Genomic DNA, 13,167 nt, shown 5'->3' on the forward strand with positions numbered 1-13,167 from the left:
GGATCACCGATGAAACGTCTGCTTGTCTCCGCCGCCCTGACCATGGCTGTTTTAATCTCAACCGGTTGCCAGACCCTTCCTCCGCCAGAGGGCAGGGAGCTCCGGGGGACCGGGGATCTGGGCCTTATCATTGAGCGGGCCACCGGTTCGGTGTTGGTTGTGGATCATTCGGAACACGCCGTTCTGGGCCGGGTGGAGGGGTTGGGTGACTTGTCCCACGCCTCGGTGGTGTATTCCCGGGATGCCCGTTACGGCTACGTCTTTGGCCGTGATGGCGGGCTTACCCGGGTTGATCTGTTAACCCGCAAGGTAACCGATCGGATTATCCAGTCTGGCAATAGCATCGGCGGTGCGATTTCCCAGAATGGCCGATACGTGGCGGTTTCCAATTACGAGCCCGGCGGCGTCAACATTTTTGATAGCAGCACGCTGGACCTCGTGGCGGAGATTCCAGCAATTTATACCAATGCCCAGGGCGAACAGAGGCAGTCTAAAACCGTTGGGTTGGTGGATGCGCCGGGCAACCAGTTTGTGTTCAGCCTGTTTGATGCGGGTGAGATCTGGACGGTGGATATGCACCGTCATCCCCCCGGTGTGGAGCGGTATCCTGCCGGTAAAGAGCCCTACGATGCGCTGATTACGCCGGATGGCCGTTATTACATTGCCGGCTTGTTTGGTGAAGATGGGTTGTCGATGATGGATCTGTGGGCACCGGGACAGGGAGCCCGGACAATCCTGCCGGGCTACGGTAAAGGTGAGCAGCGTTTGCCAGTGTACAAAATGCCGCACCTGGAAGGCTGGGCGATAGCTGATGGCTATGCGTTTGTGCCAGCGGTCGGGCGCCACGAGGTACTGGTGGCGGATATGGAAGACTGGCGCATGGTGCAGCGTATACCGGTGCAGGGCCAGCCAGTGTTTGTTATGGCCAGCCCGGACAACCGTCAGATCTGGGTCAGCTTTGCCCACCCGCTGAACGATGTGGTGCAGGTGATTGATTCCCGGGCCCGGGAAGTCATCCGCACGCTGGAACCGGGCAAGTCTGTGTTGCATATGGAGTTTACGCCCCGTGGAGAAGAAGTCTGGGTGTCCTCCCGGGACAGCAACCGGGTGACGGTATACAGCACTCGTACGCTGGAGCCGGTTGCTACGCTGCCGGCACAGAAACCCTCCGGTATCTTTTTTACCAACCGGGCGCACCAGTTGGGCCTGTGACATGCGCAACGTCGTCTGCCTGTGGTTAATGGCCAGCAGTGTCGGTGCCACCGGAGCCGGACTGCCTGCCGGGCCTGCATCTGCCAGGCTTGAGGTATGGACCGAGGCGCGTTCGACAACGGTGGCCAGCTATCGGTTGCAACGGTATCTGGCGGCAAAAGGGTGCCACGCCGAGCTGGTGTTTAACGGGGCCGGTGAGAGTGACCTGGTGTTTCGGCCAGGAAACCGGGGGGAGATGCTCGTGCTTACATCGGTGAACGCCGATGGCCGCCACCCGGTTCCTGTCTGGGTGACTCGAAAGTCTGCCGGTGTCAGCTCGCTCCTGGAGCTTGAAGGTCGGGATGTTTCTCTGGTGGCAGGGCGCGATCCTTTGTCGGGTGTCCTGGCGCTTGAGGCCCTCGCTGCTCATGGTATCCGGCCCGGCAAAGGGCAGCGTTATGAGGCGGGGGATTTCAGTTCCGCGCTGGGATTGTTGCTGCACAACAACACACACGCAGCGGTTTCGGAGCTTGGTCTGGTCAGGCCGTTTCTGGAGCCGCAGGGGCTGACCATCACGTGGCAGGGGCAGCCTGTGCAAGGTGCAGGCTGGTATGCCTCGACGTCGGAGATCGGTCCTGCCCTGCAGACTTGCCGTCAGGCACTCCTTGAGCTCAGGCGGGGAGACGACCGTCAGATTTTTACGCTTTTTCCGGAATGGGTGAGCGGCTTTGCGCCACCCGATTCCCTACCATAAAAGGAAGCCGTCCATGACCTTCTATCAACCTGCAGGCAATGAAATCGCTCTGTTTACCGCTGCCGCTGAACATGGGCTCCCGGTGCTGATCAAAGGCCCTACCGGGTGTGGCAAAACCCGCTTTGTCCGTTACATGGCTGAAAAGCTGGGCCGACCGGTTTACACCGTAGCCTGTCATGATGACCTTACGGCCTCTGATCTGGTTGGCCGTCACCTGATTGGACCTGAGGGTACCTACTGGCAGGATGGGCCGCTCACCCGGGCGGTTCGGGAAGGGGGAATTTGCTATCTGGATGAAGTTGTGGAAGCCCGCAAGGACACCACGGTGGTGCTGCATCCGTTGGCCGACGATCGTCGTGAACTGCCCATTGAGCGAACCGGCGAGCTGCTCCAGGCTGCGCCCGGATTCATGCTGGTGGTGTCATACAACCCCGGTTATCAGAGTTTGCTGAAGGGCATGAAGCCCAGCACCCGGCAGCGTTTTGTGTCCATGAGTTTTGATTATCCGACGCCGGATCTGGAGCAGGCCATTGTGCGGGAGGAATCCGGGTGTGACGCGGATCTTGCGAGTCAACTGGTGGGGCTGGCCAGTGCGTTACGTAAACTGAAAGATCATGATCTGGAAGAGGCTGCCTCCACTCGGTTGCTGATCCATACAGCTTATCTGGTCGCGTCGGGCATGCCGCACATCGAGGCTTGCCGGGCGGGAATGATTGAGCCGCTGTCGGACGATGCGGTAACGGTAAATGCACTGATGGAGGTGGTGTATGCGGTATTCGGACAGTCTGAAGACTAAGGAGCCCGGGGCAATGGCTCCGGTTATCTGGTATTTGCTGAACCTGCTGGCGTTGCCGATCATTGGCTTTCTGGTGCTGCTGGTTATTGCCATGAAGTCCGGCGAGGCCAGTGAGCTGCGCCGGGTCCACAGCAAGGCCGGGGTTTATATGTCGATTCTCGGCGCGGTGCTGATCAGTTCCGGGGTGGCGATTTGCTGGTTTGTGTATGGCAATACCGGTTTGTTCTGGACCTATGCGATTGTCTGGGCCGTGGTGCTCCATACCTCGTTTGTATTGTGGGGGATGATTGCTCTGGCGCAGGCGATTGGTAACAAACCGCCTTACTTTCCGCGACGCTTGCTTTGAATTTTGGGTTTAGACGGAGGGTTGGTTCGGGGCGGCGGTCCCGAACCAACCTGCAAATGTCAGAGCTGTAGCCCGTGGACTCCCGCCAAAACAGCCACGACCACAACTGCCCAGCCCTGCGCCGCTAAGCGCCAACCCAAGGGCGCATGTTTCATTTCCATGAAGTGGTCGACCAGTAACACGGCTTTTACGATCACCAGAGCGAACACCAGCCACACCAGAATCGACAGATTTGCACCGGTCTGTAAGGCCACCACGGGTGCCATGGTGCAGATCATCAGAGTGATATAAACCGCTAGCATCAGAATGTCTCCTTACGCCAGTACGTAGAGCATCGGGAACAGCACCAGCCACACCAGGTCGACCATGTGCCAGTACGAGGCGCCGGATTCCATGCCGTTCATGTCGTCGCCGTTGTAGTCACCTTTCTTCACCTTTACCGCCAGCAACACGAGTATGATCTGGCCCAGAACCACATGCATGAAGTGGAAGAAGGTGAGGAAGAAATAGAACATGAAGAACGTGTCGGTACCCAGGTTGTAGCCGTTGCCGTAGAGGTCGGCGTACTCCCAGAGTTTGCCGAAGGTGTAGATGGAGGAAGCCGCGACGCCGGCCCAGAGCAGGGCAGCGGTGCCGGGTTTGCGGTCACGTAGGCGGTGTACCGACAGGGCGACCAGATAGCTGGCGGTTATCAGGCCGAAGGTGTTGATCAGCCCGGTCCAGGGGTGCAGGGCCTGGCGGCCAGCGTGGAAGGTGTCCGGGTCGAGACTGCGTGCAATGCCAAAGCCGATGAACATGATGGCAAAGACGGCCAGTTCCGCAAAAATGAAAATCCAGACGGCGATGTCTCCGGGCAGGTGCGCCGGGCGCCGGGCCTGAAGTTCTGTCATTTCGGTCTCCGTTAGCGGGTCAGGTTCATATAGAGTTTGGGCAACTGGCCCGGTAGCTGTACCGGGTCTTTGATCACCACGAAGTTGCTGCTGCCGAACACGTAAGGCAGGTACTCGTTAGCTTCTTCGTCGATGGTTACGCAAAAGGGTGTCAGGCCGGCCTTGTGGGCTTCCTGAACGGCCATGCGGGTGTCTTCCACACCATAGCGGCCCTCGTACAGGTCCAGGTCGTTGGGCTTGCCATCGGTCAGCAGTAACAGGATTTTCTGATGCTCTGGCCGTGCCTCAAGCAGTTTGATGGACTGTCGGATCGCGGCGCCCATACGGGTGTAGTAGCCTGGCTCCAGCGCCTGAATCCGGCCCCGCGTGGTGTCGTTGTAGGGTTCGTTGAAACCCTTGATGTGGTGGAAACGGATGTGGTCCCGTCGCCGTGATGAAAAGGCGAACAGCGCAAATGGATCGCGGCTTGCGGTCAGGGCTTCACTCAACAGTTGCAGGCCGTCCCGCGCGATGTCGATCACCCGCTGGTGGTTGTTGATGTAGGTGTCGGTAGACAGCGACACATCTGTAAGTACCAGGCAGGCGAGGTCTCTCTGATTCTGTTTGCATTGCCGGAACAGTTTCTGATCGGCTTCACCCAAACCGCGCCGGTGCTGAACTACCCGTTCCAGGCAGGCGTCGAGGTCCAGCTCTTCCCCTTCCCGTTGCCGGCGCTCCCATTGCCTCAAAGGTTTGAGGGCGCTGAACTGCCTTCGCAGGGTCTGGGCCGGGCGCTTCAGATGTTCTGGCAGAACCGCAGCCCCGGCTTCTTTACTGAGCAGAGGTTGCAGGCAACAGAATTTTTCCCGGTAGTCTTGCCGGCGCCAGTCCCATTCCGGGAGATGGATGCCAGGGCCCAGCGGCAGGTCATCGTGTTCCTCTGATGGGAGGTCCAGGTCGAATTTTATGGCGGAAGAAGCCTCGCGCCGGTCCTGGGACACCGAGATCATATCCATGTCGTCGGCGACTGCGTTGGCATCATCCTCGTCGCTGTCATCGCCGGCCCGGTCCACCGGAATGAACTCAGACCAGGAGAACAGGTTCTCCAGCCGGAACAGCATCAGGCCCTGGTCTTTATCGAAGGCATCAACCCGCTCGGCGCGTCGACGCTTGCGTTTCTTGGTCAGTCCACCGGATTTGGACAGGGTATTATCGTCGCCAATGATCTGGCCTTTGAGTTTGCCGCGTCCAAGCACCGGGTAGAGCCAGAGCACCACAGGCCACGGATCGGTGAGCGCTTCGGGCAGGTCGCGGACGCTGCCCGGATGAATCAGGGCCTGTCGGATAGCCGTTTCACGTTCAGCTTCGTGGCCCCGGAGACTGTCGGGGTGAGGGCGCCAGTGAAGGGTGTGTCTGACCAGCCTCTGATACATGGATTCGAGCCCGGGCCAGCGCGCCAGTAGTGCCTGAACCATGGCCTGGTTGCCGTGTAGCCAGCTGTGGTGGTGGATCTCGCCGAGTGATGCCAGTGCCGCCAGCCAAAGATACAGCTCCCGGTTGACTTTTTTGGAGGGGAAAAGCGCGAGTTTGTCTGGTAAACGCAGGCTTTCGTCGTCGCGCCAGGCCAATTCGAACTTGCGGTGGGTTCCAGCCAGTTTCTGCAGGAACCGGCGCCGAATCTGGACGTGCCTTGGCTCGGCCGTGACCAGGCTCAGAGCTGGGTCTCCTCCCATGGCCCGGAACAGGACGCCCAGAGTCCGTGCCTCGTCTTTCAGGTGCACAGCGTATTCCGGAAACTCACCCATGGCCTGGCGGGTAACATAGTCATGCCATTTGAGTCCGACCCACTCTTCCATCTTGTGTCCTCATGTCAGGTTCGCGGTTGGCGCGGGGTGGATTCCACCTCGCGAACCGGAATCAGCACCGTTTGTTTGCCGGGTTTGCCCGGCTCCCAGGTCAGCAAGGCGCCGGCCGGGTTGTTTTTCTGTACTTCCCGGCATGCGCTTACGCATTGCAGACATTGGGTACAGCTGAATTTTGCCCGTTTATGACTGCGGGTTGGCAGCCGCATGGGGCAGGCTTCGTCACAGGCTTTGGTGCAGTCCCGGCAGGCGGCTGCCCGGCTGGCATCGAAGGTCACTACCGGAGCTCTGCCGTTGGTCATCCAGGCAATGCTCTGAACAATGCCGAAGGCGCAGCCGTATTTGCAGAACAGGTGCCGGGCAAACAGAAAATCGAAGGTGAACACCGAGGTGGCGACCGCCAGGAAAATACTCGGGTACAGGCTTAGCTGGCCGGTAACCAGATCGGTATACAGCGGCATCGGCGGCAGCAGGTAGGACAGCATGGCCAGTGCCCAGGAAAAGCCGATCAGCGCGCAAATCAGGGTAAGGCCCGCCCAGTGAATGGTTTTTCCGGTACGGCCTTTCTTCAGGGCCTCCCACAAGGTGGGGCGCCCGGTAATGCGACTCATCAGGCTGTTGACGGTCTCTACCACGGAGAAGTGCGGGCACAGCCAGCCGCAGTACAGGCGGCCCCATTTGAAGGCGATCCAGAGCACCAGAGGCACCAGCACCAGAATAGGCAGGATGAACCAGAACAGAATCTGTCCGGCGACTTCGGCAGGCGTGCTGTGGGCGACCCAATCCAGGTTCAGGTTAAACGACAGCGGGAATCCCAACAGAATGAAGTGGGTTTCGGTCAGGTCGTAACGGAAAATATTGAGTACAGGCGCAAGCAAAAACAGCAGGAAGAAGGCGCTGCGGGTAATCAGGCGCTTCTGCTGGAGAGTGTCTTTTGAGTTGACGGTTTGCGCATGCACTGAGGTTGTCCAGGGTTTCGGAAATTTGCCGGGGCCCGAAGGCCCCGGCGATCAGGCCTTATCAGGCGTCTGCTGTGGCAGGACCGCGGACTTCTTCGGCAGGGCTGGCCTGACCTTTAATGAAGAAGCTGCCGAAGTACACCACCAGGCCAGCCATAAAGAAGGCTCCGGCGACGAATCGCATCCAGTAGAACAGGGCAATCTGATCCTGGCCTGCCATGAAAGACAAGGCCTCACCGCTTTCCGGAATGCGTTGCAGCCAGACCTGCAGGACGCCGGCACCGGTCAGGAACAGCGTGATGAACACCATGGAAATGGTCATCAGCCAGAAACCCCACATTTCCACAACCTGGGCCGTATTGCTGTTGCCGTAGGGGCGACCGCGCATGATGGGAACGGCGTAGGAAATGATGGTCAGCACAATCATCACGTAGGCGCCGTAGAAGGCCATATGACCGTGGGCGGCGGTGATCTGGCTGCCGTGGGTGTAGTAGTTGACGGGGGCAAGGGTGTGCAGGAAGCCCCAGACGCCAGCGCCGAGGAAGGCCATCACGGTAGTGCCCATGGCCCAGAGCATGGCGGCCTTGTTCGGGTGGTTCCGGCGGCGACGGTTGATCATGGTGAAGGCGAAGACCACCATCATGAAGAACGGCAGCGGTTCCAGTGCAGAGAACACAGACCCCAGCCACAGCCAGTACTCGGGTGGCCCGATCCAGAAGAAGTGGTGCCCGGTACCGATAATGCCGGTAATCAGTGCCATGGCAATGATCACGTACAGCCACTTCTCAATCACTTCCCGGTCGACACCGGTCAGCTTGATCAGCACGTAGGCCAGGATGGCGCCCATGATCAGCTCCCACACGCCTTCTACCCAGAGGTGAACCACAAACCACCAGAAGTACTTGTCGGTGGCCAGGTTGCCCGGGTTGTAGAAGGAGAACAGCCAGAGTACCGCCAGGCCCACCAGGCCGGTGATCAGTACAATGTTGACCACGGTCTTGCGACCTTTGAGCGCTGTCATGGAAATGTTGTATAGGAAGGCAACCACCACCACCGCAATGCCGATCTTGGTGATCGTCGGCTGCTCCAGGAACTCCCGGCCCATGGTGGGCAACAGCTTGTTCATGGTGATGTCCGCCAGGGTGGCGTAGTCCACGAACAGGTAGCCCAGAATGGTCAGGGTACCGGCCGCAGCAAACACCCAGAACAGAATCCACGCCAGTAACGGACTGTGCAGCTCGGTCTGGGCTTCTTCCGGTACCAGATAGTAGGTGGCACCCATAAAGCCAAACAGCAGCCAGACGATCAGCAGGTTGGTGTGTACCATCCGCGCAACGTTGAACGGAATTTCCGGGAACAGGAAATCCCCCACAACGTACTGGAGGCCCAGAATCAGGCCGAACACGATCTGGCCGGCAAACAGAATCAGGGCAAAGATGAAGTAGGGCATGGCGACCCTTTGAGATTCGTATTTCATATCTGCTCCCTTACCCTTCGATGTTGGGTGGCCAGTCGTTGTCGTCTATCTTGGAAGTCCACTCCAGGAAGGCCGCCAGGTCTTCAATCTCGGCATCGGTGAGGTTGAAGTTTGGCATCTGCCGCCGGCCCGGAATATTGGTGGGCATGGCGTTCATCCAGGCTTTCATGTAGGACTTGAAGACCTCTGTATCACTGCCGCCGCGGCGGTCAAATACGTTGGCCAGTTCGGGAGCGAAGTAAGCGCCTTCGCCCATGATGGAATGACAACCGACACAGTTGTTCTCTTCCCACAGATGTTTGCCGCGCACCACCTGATCGGTGAGCTCCTCGCGGTTGTCCCGCTCGGGCATCGCGCGCAGCTGAGTATCAAAAGTCAGAGCCAGGAACAACAGGACGAAGAATGCACTTCCCCCCAGGTATATGTTCCTGGCCATGCTTTTGGTAAAGCGCTCGGCCATTGGTCTCTCTCCTTGGTTGTTACTAATACCTGACTGCCCCACTAGGATATAAAGATGTATCCCGAATGCTATTGATGATTATCAAAGATGATCCGGGGTTTCTCTATTGCGCTGGGGAGTTACCTCTTGATAGGTAGGTGATAGACTGCCTCGCTGGTTATACCCCCACGTTGTTTCTGGAGAGTTCATGTCCGCTGCGCTGGCCCTGTCGCTCAAACTTCTGCCGCTTTATGTCACCGTTGCCCTGGGCTGGATTGCGGGGCGCTTTCTTGAAGCCAGTGGCCGGCACATTGCCGGAATCATGTTGTACATCGTGACTCCGTCGGTGGTGTTCTCCGGTGTGATGGCTGCTCCGCTGACCCCGGAAGTGATTCTGTTGCCTGCGCTGGTGTTTGGTTTCTGTACCGTGATTTCCCTGATTCACATGGCGCTGGCCCGAAGGCTGCTCTCGGACGGCAGTGCGGCGGTGATCCCGTTGTCGGTGGCGACCGGTAATACCGGCTATTTCGGCATTCCTGTGGCCTTGCTTCTGTTCGGAGAGGAGGGGCTGGCGCTGTACATTGTCTGCATGCTGGGCACAACGCTGTTCGAGACATCGGTCGGGTTCTATCTGGCGGCACGCGGCAAATACAGCATCCGTGACTCGTTGCGAAGGGTAGTCCGGCTGCCAGCCGTGTATGCCTTTCTGGCGGCGGTTCTGCTGAACCTGTCAGAGATCTCTATACCGGAAGTGTTTGTGCCTCTGTTCGATAACCTGCGGGGTGCCTATAGCATTCTGGGGATGATGATTATCGGCATGGGCATCACCAGCTTCCGGGGGCTGGCGGGGAACCCAAGGTTCACCGCCCTCGCATTTTTCGGAAAGTTTGTTGCCTGGCCTGCGCTGGCGCTTGCTTTCTGGTGGCTTGATGGCCATTGGCTCGGGATATACAGCGAGGAGGTCCATCAGGCGATCTTCCTCATGTCGATCACACCGATTGCGGCCAACACCGTGGTGATCGCCACTTTGCTGGATGCCTCGCCCCGTCAGGCCGCCGGGACCACTCTCCTCAGCACCTTGTTTGCCCTCGGGTTTATCCCGGTGATGATTGCTCTGGTCTTCGGCGCCTGAGGTTGATCAGGACTCGCTGGTCTGCAGCCGGGCATCCCGTCTGGCCGTCTCAATGTCCGAGCGGGCATGACGAACCACGCTGATGCCGGCGCTGATGGCGAGCGTACCCATAATGGCCGCCACTATCAGGTCTGGCCAGGCGCTTCCGGTGCCGAATACCCCAAGGGCTGCGGCCATGACCGCCAGATTGCCGATGGCGTCGTTGCGGCTGCAGAGCCAGACCGACCGCATGTCGGAGTCACCGTCGCGGAAACGGAACAGTATCACCGCAACCCCCACGTTGGCGGCAAGTGCCAGAAGACCCACCAGACCCATGGTCAGGGGCTCGGGGGCGACGCCGCTCTGCAGAACCCAGACAGCCCGGCTCCAGACGACGATCCCAAACAGTGCCATGGTTAATCCTTTGACCATGGCTGCACGGCCTCGCCAGAGCATGCCCATACCCAGAACGCTCAGAGACAACAGGTAGTTGGCGCTGTCGCCAAAGAAATCGATGGCATCTGCCATCAGGGCAACGGAGCCCGATTGCATACTGGCGACCCCTTCCACAAGAAACATGGCCAGATTGACCCACAGAGCAATCCAGAGTGCTTTACGGAATCCCGGAGCGGGTGTTTTGGGTTCGGGAGCAGAACAGGAGCACGCCATAGAGACCTCGAATGAGTGAAATGAGGCCTCTATTAAAAACCCTGTAGTTGCTACAGGGTCAACACCCTTTAGTCATGATGTCCGGGTCTGTGGCTTCCCGGCACATGGTTGTCATCCTGAGGCTCCGGGATATTGGTCAGTTCTTCGCTGAGGCTTCCGAGGATTCCGCATTCACGGATGGTCCCGGGGTCTGAGCAGGCGTCCTGGAGGTTGACCAGTATCTGTTCCAGACTGGTGAGTTCTCTGAGACGTGCCCTGACGTGAGACAGGTGCCTGGCCAGCAGCTCATTGACGTCGGAACAGTCAGCCGTGGGCTTCTCTGCCAGCCGGATCAGTTCCCGGATTTCATCCTGGGCCATGTCCAGGTTTCGGCAGCGTCGGATGAACAGCAGGCGGTCGAGGTGTTCTTCCCGGTAGCTGCGATAACCGTTGTCTCCCCGGTCGGGTTCCGGCATCAGTCCGATCTTCTCAAAGTAGCGTATGGTTTCGACCGGAACACCGGTCTGCCGTGACAGTTCCCCAATTTTCATGGAATAGTCCTTGTAATACCTGACGGTGGTCAAATCTTAACCCAGTGGGCTGTGATTTCGTTGTGGTACAGTGACGCAATCGATTCATGGAATGAGGAGGCCCCCGTGCTGGAGCGGCTGCAACACCGGCTGGGACTGCAGACGATACCCGGAGTTTTCTTTACCTCGGCCGGCATCGCTGTGCTGTTTGTCGCACTGGCCATTCCCTATGATAAGGCGGTTGCTGCAAGCTTTGGCGAGCTGACGGGCTGGGTGGCCCGCAACCTTGGCTGGTTCTATATCCTGTCGGTCTCTTCTTTGCTGGTATTCCTGCTGGCGCTGGCGGTCAGCCGTTATGGCCGTATTCGCCTGGGGGCGGACGATAGCCGTCCCGACTACTCCAACTTAACCTGGTTCACCATGTTGTTTGCGGCCGGCATTGGCACCATCCTGATGTTCTGGGGGGTGGCGGAGCCCATCTCACACTTTGCCCGCCCGCCATTTGATGGGGTTGAAAGCGGATCAGAGCAGGCGGCCAGTAGCGCCATGACCATTGCGCTTTACCATTTCGGCCTGCACACCTGGACAATTTTTGCGATGCCCGGCCTGGCCATTGGCTACTTTGCCTATCGCCATCATCTGCCCATGCGCATCAGCAGTCTGTTTTATCCGATACTTGGTGAACGAACCTTTGGCCCCTGGGGCTGGGCCGTGGATGTCATTGCGGTACTGGGTACCCTGTTTGGTGTGGCCACGTCACTCGGGTTGGGAACCTTGCAGCTGAACAGTGGCCTGAACTATCTGTTTGGCGTGCCTGCGTCGGGTCTGGTTCAGGTGTTGCTGATTGCGGTTATCGCCAGTATTGCTGCAACTTCGGTAGCCCTTGGTCTTGATAAGGGCGTTCGTCGGCTTTCCCAATTGAACATCCTGCTGGCACTTGGTCTCCTTTTGTTTGTATTTGTGGTCGGCCCGACCGTGTTCATTGCCGAGGGGATGGTCCAGAGTGTGGGGGATTACTTTGATGCCTTGCCCTGGCTGGCGTTCTGGACGGAAACCTTCCGGGAGAGCGACTGGCAGCGCAACTGGACCTTGTTCTACTGGGCCTGGACCATCTCCTGGGCACCCTATGTTGGTATTTTCATTGCCCGTATTTCCCGGGGGCGCACCATTCGGGAGTTTGTCGCGGGGGTGTTGTTTGCGCCGACGGCCTTCACTCTGGTCTGGTTCGGTATATTTGGGCTTTCTGCGATTCACGTTGAGATGTCCGGGCAGATTCCGTTGGCTGAGCAGGTCCGGACAGATCCGTCGGTCGCCATTTTTGCGTTTCTGGAAGCTTTTCCACTGGCCGAAACGGCTTCTGCCTTGAGTGTTGTGATCATTGTGATCTTTTTCACTACGTCGTCCGATTCCGCATCGTTGGTGATCGATATGCTGACCCGGCGGGATGATCAGCCTTCCCTGGTGCGCCAGCGTATTTTCTGGGCCGCAACCCAGGGCGTTATTGCGGCAACGCTGTTGCTGGCCGGTGGGCTTGAGGCTCTGCAGAACGTGATTACCTCCCTTGGATTACCGTTCTGTATTCTGCTCGTCTTCATGGCTGTGTCACTCTATCGGGCACTGCATGCGGATTACCGGGGGTACAGTGTGGATGATTTGGTGCGCGGGCGGGCTTTTCCGGAGGTGGAAGCAGGCGCAGACCCCAAACAGGAGACTGAGTATGTACCGGAAGCTATTGATCGCGATTGATCCGGAAGACGATGGAGAGGGCAAGCAAGCGCTGGGTGCGGCACTGCCACTGCTGGACGACAGCGGCGAATTGCACCTTGCCAGTGTATTCAATCCGGGTGGCTCTGGTTTCTTTCCCCATGTGACCGAGGATGCACCAGAGGATAAGGAGGCCGGAGTGCGACATCATCTGGACCTGATTGCGCGGAAATACCTGCCGCTGAATCAGGCGGCCAGTTTGCATGTTGTTGCGGGTACGGCTGGAGAAAAACTGGTGGCGCTGGCCGGCCAGCTGGGTGCGGACCTGATGATCCTGGTTTCCCGTGGTGGTAGTGGCCACTGGCCTTTGAGGCGTGCCACTGTTGAATATGTGTCGGTGAATGCACCGTGTGCTGTTCTTGTGCTTCCGTCACGGGATAAGCCTGAAGTCGAGTGTGAGGATTGATCCACCTGTCCGCCT

Annotated in this window: 15 protein-coding genes; 7 read left to right on the plus strand and 8 right to left on the minus strand. The window is 58.5% G+C overall.

The window, feature by feature from the left end; translation table 11 throughout:
* The first annotated feature begins 9 nt into the window (after window positions 1-9).
* Genes K325_RS0101400 through K325_RS0101415 form a run of 4 tightly spaced genes read left to right on the plus strand, consistent with a single transcriptional unit; the run spans window position 10 to window position 3,087 of the window.
* Window positions 10-1,212, plus strand: coding sequence for a cytochrome D1 domain-containing protein (locus K325_RS0101400; protein WP_029652460.1), 1,203 nt, complete (start codon window positions 10-12; stop codon window positions 1,210-1,212).
* A 1-nt stretch (window position 1,213) separates the two neighbouring features.
* Window positions 1,214-1,945 carry a PhnD/SsuA/transferrin family substrate-binding protein gene (locus K325_RS0101405; RefSeq protein ID WP_156836552.1) on the plus strand — a complete coding sequence of 244 codons (732 nt, stop codon included), beginning with the start codon at window positions 1,214-1,216 and terminating at the stop codon, window positions 1,943-1,945.
* Window positions 1,946-1,958: 13 nt separating this feature from the next.
* Window positions 1,959-2,741, plus strand: coding sequence for a CbbQ/NirQ/NorQ/GpvN family protein (locus K325_RS0101410; RefSeq protein ID WP_029652462.1), 783 nt, complete (start codon window positions 1,959-1,961; stop codon window positions 2,739-2,741).
* Window positions 2,742-2,754: 13 nt separating this feature from the next.
* A complete protein-coding gene (locus K325_RS0101415) occupies window positions 2,755-3,087 on the plus strand; it encodes a hypothetical protein (protein ID WP_228128364.1) in 333 nt (110 codons plus the stop codon).
* A gap of 59 nt (window positions 3,088-3,146) precedes the next feature.
* Here K325_RS0101415 and K325_RS0101420 read toward each other — a convergent pair whose 3' ends face one another.
* The 6 genes from K325_RS0101420 to K325_RS0101445 all read right to left on the minus strand — a co-directional run bounded on the left by K325_RS0101420 (window position 3,147) and on the right by K325_RS0101445 (window position 8,714).
* Window positions 3,147-3,389, minus strand: a complete 243-nt coding sequence (locus K325_RS0101420) for a cytochrome C oxidase subunit IV family protein (RefSeq protein WP_029652464.1) — start codon at window positions 3,387-3,389, stop codon at window positions 3,147-3,149.
* Window positions 3,390-3,401: 12 nt separating this feature from the next.
* The gene (locus K325_RS0101425) at window positions 3,402-3,977 is read right to left on the minus strand and encodes a cytochrome c oxidase subunit 3 (RefSeq protein WP_029652465.1); all 576 of its coding nucleotides are present in this window, start codon (window positions 3,975-3,977) and stop codon (window positions 3,402-3,404) included.
* Between the two features lie 11 nt (window positions 3,978-3,988).
* Window positions 3,989-5,812, minus strand: a complete 1,824-nt coding sequence (locus tag K325_RS0101430) for a nitric oxide reductase activation protein NorD (RefSeq protein WP_029652466.1) — start codon at window positions 5,810-5,812, stop codon at window positions 3,989-3,991.
* Window positions 5,813-5,826: 14 nt separating this feature from the next.
* Window positions 5,827-6,777 carry a 4Fe-4S binding protein gene (locus K325_RS0101435; RefSeq protein ID WP_029652467.1) on the minus strand — a complete coding sequence of 317 codons (951 nt, stop codon included), beginning with the start codon at window positions 6,775-6,777 and terminating at the stop codon, window positions 5,827-5,829.
* Between the two features lie 61 nt (window positions 6,778-6,838).
* Window positions 6,839-8,254 carry a cbb3-type cytochrome c oxidase subunit I gene (locus K325_RS0101440; protein ID WP_029652468.1) on the minus strand — a complete coding sequence of 472 codons (1,416 nt, stop codon included), beginning with the start codon at window positions 8,252-8,254 and terminating at the stop codon, window positions 6,839-6,841.
* 10 nt (window positions 8,255-8,264) lie between these two features.
* On the minus strand, window positions 8,265-8,714 hold the full coding sequence (locus K325_RS0101445; RefSeq protein ID WP_029652469.1) for a c-type cytochrome: 450 nt from the start codon (window positions 8,712-8,714) through the stop codon (window positions 8,265-8,267).
* Window positions 8,715-8,901: 187 nt separating this feature from the next.
* Between K325_RS0101445 and K325_RS0101450 the strand changes: the two genes are divergently transcribed.
* Entirely contained in the window at window positions 8,902-9,825 is a 924-nt protein-coding gene (locus K325_RS0101450) for an AEC family transporter (protein ID WP_029652470.1), read from the plus strand.
* 6 nt (window positions 9,826-9,831) lie between these two features.
* Here the strand turns inward: K325_RS0101450 and K325_RS0101455 are convergent, their stop codons facing one another.
* Together K325_RS0101455 and cadR are read right to left on the minus strand one after the other, a co-directional pair.
* Window positions 9,832-10,473 carry a cation diffusion facilitator family transporter gene (locus K325_RS0101455; RefSeq protein ID WP_029652471.1) on the minus strand — a complete coding sequence of 214 codons (642 nt, stop codon included), beginning with the start codon at window positions 10,471-10,473 and terminating at the stop codon, window positions 9,832-9,834.
* A gap of 68 nt (window positions 10,474-10,541) precedes the next feature.
* On the minus strand, window positions 10,542-11,003 hold the full coding sequence (cadR, locus tag K325_RS0101460; RefSeq protein WP_029652472.1) for a Cd(II)/Pb(II)-responsive transcriptional regulator: 462 nt from the start codon (window positions 11,001-11,003) through the stop codon (window positions 10,542-10,544).
* 105 nt (window positions 11,004-11,108) lie between these two features.
* Between cadR and K325_RS0101465 the strand changes: the two genes are divergently transcribed.
* The gene (locus K325_RS0101465; RefSeq protein ID WP_036192828.1) at window positions 11,109-12,728 is read left to right on the plus strand and encodes a BCCT family transporter; all 1,620 of its coding nucleotides are present in this window, start codon (window positions 11,109-11,111) and stop codon (window positions 12,726-12,728) included.
* Complete coding sequence (locus K325_RS0101470; protein WP_029652474.1) at window positions 12,700-13,152, plus strand: universal stress protein; 453 nt, start codon at window positions 12,700-12,702, stop codon at window positions 13,150-13,152. Before K325_RS0101465 ends, K325_RS0101470 begins: the two co-directional genes overlap by 29 nt.
* Window positions 13,153-13,167: the final 15 nt, after the last annotated feature.

This window comes from Marinobacter daepoensis DSM 16072, from assembly GCF_000421165.1.
In the GTDB taxonomy this organism is placed as follows: domain Bacteria; phylum Pseudomonadota; class Gammaproteobacteria; order Pseudomonadales; family Oleiphilaceae; genus Marinobacter; species Marinobacter daepoensis.

Excerpts from the sequence above, each read along its gene's own strand:
- K325_RS0101470 (WP_029652474.1), top strand. The coding sequence starts at position 12,700 with ATGTACCGGAAGCTATTGATCGCGATTGATCCGGAAGACGATGGAGAG.
- K325_RS0101420 (WP_029652464.1), bottom strand. The coding sequence starts at position 3,389 with ATGCTAGCGGTTTATATCACTCTGATGATCTGCACCATGGCACCCGTG.
- K325_RS0101455 (WP_029652471.1), bottom strand. The coding sequence starts at position 10,473 with ATGGCGTGCTCCTGTTCTGCTCCCGAACCCAAAACACCCGCTCCGGGA.
- K325_RS0101430 (WP_029652466.1), bottom strand. The coding sequence starts at position 5,812 with ATGGAAGAGTGGGTCGGACTCAAATGGCATGACTATGTTACCCGCCAG.
- K325_RS0101445 (WP_029652469.1), bottom strand. The coding sequence starts at position 8,714 with ATGGCCGAGCGCTTTACCAAAAGCATGGCCAGGAACATATACCTGGGG.
- K325_RS0101450 (WP_029652470.1), top strand. The coding sequence starts at position 8,902 with ATGTCCGCTGCGCTGGCCCTGTCGCTCAAACTTCTGCCGCTTTATGTC.
- K325_RS0101415 (WP_228128364.1), top strand. The coding sequence starts at position 2,755 with ATGGCTCCGGTTATCTGGTATTTGCTGAACCTGCTGGCGTTGCCGATC.
- K325_RS0101440 (WP_029652468.1), bottom strand. The coding sequence starts at position 8,254 with ATGAAATACGAATCTCAAAGGGTCGCCATGCCCTACTTCATCTTTGCC.
- K325_RS0101425 (WP_029652465.1), bottom strand. The coding sequence starts at position 3,977 with ATGACAGAACTTCAGGCCCGGCGCCCGGCGCACCTGCCCGGAGACATC.
- K325_RS0101400 (WP_029652460.1), top strand. The coding sequence starts at position 10 with ATGAAACGTCTGCTTGTCTCCGCCGCCCTGACCATGGCTGTTTTAATC.
- K325_RS0101410 (WP_029652462.1), top strand. The coding sequence starts at position 1,959 with ATGACCTTCTATCAACCTGCAGGCAATGAAATCGCTCTGTTTACCGCT.
- cadR (WP_029652472.1), bottom strand. The coding sequence starts at position 11,003 with ATGAAAATTGGGGAACTGTCACGGCAGACCGGTGTTCCGGTCGAAACC.
- K325_RS0101405 (WP_156836552.1), top strand. The coding sequence starts at position 1,214 with ATGCGCAACGTCGTCTGCCTGTGGTTAATGGCCAGCAGTGTCGGTGCC.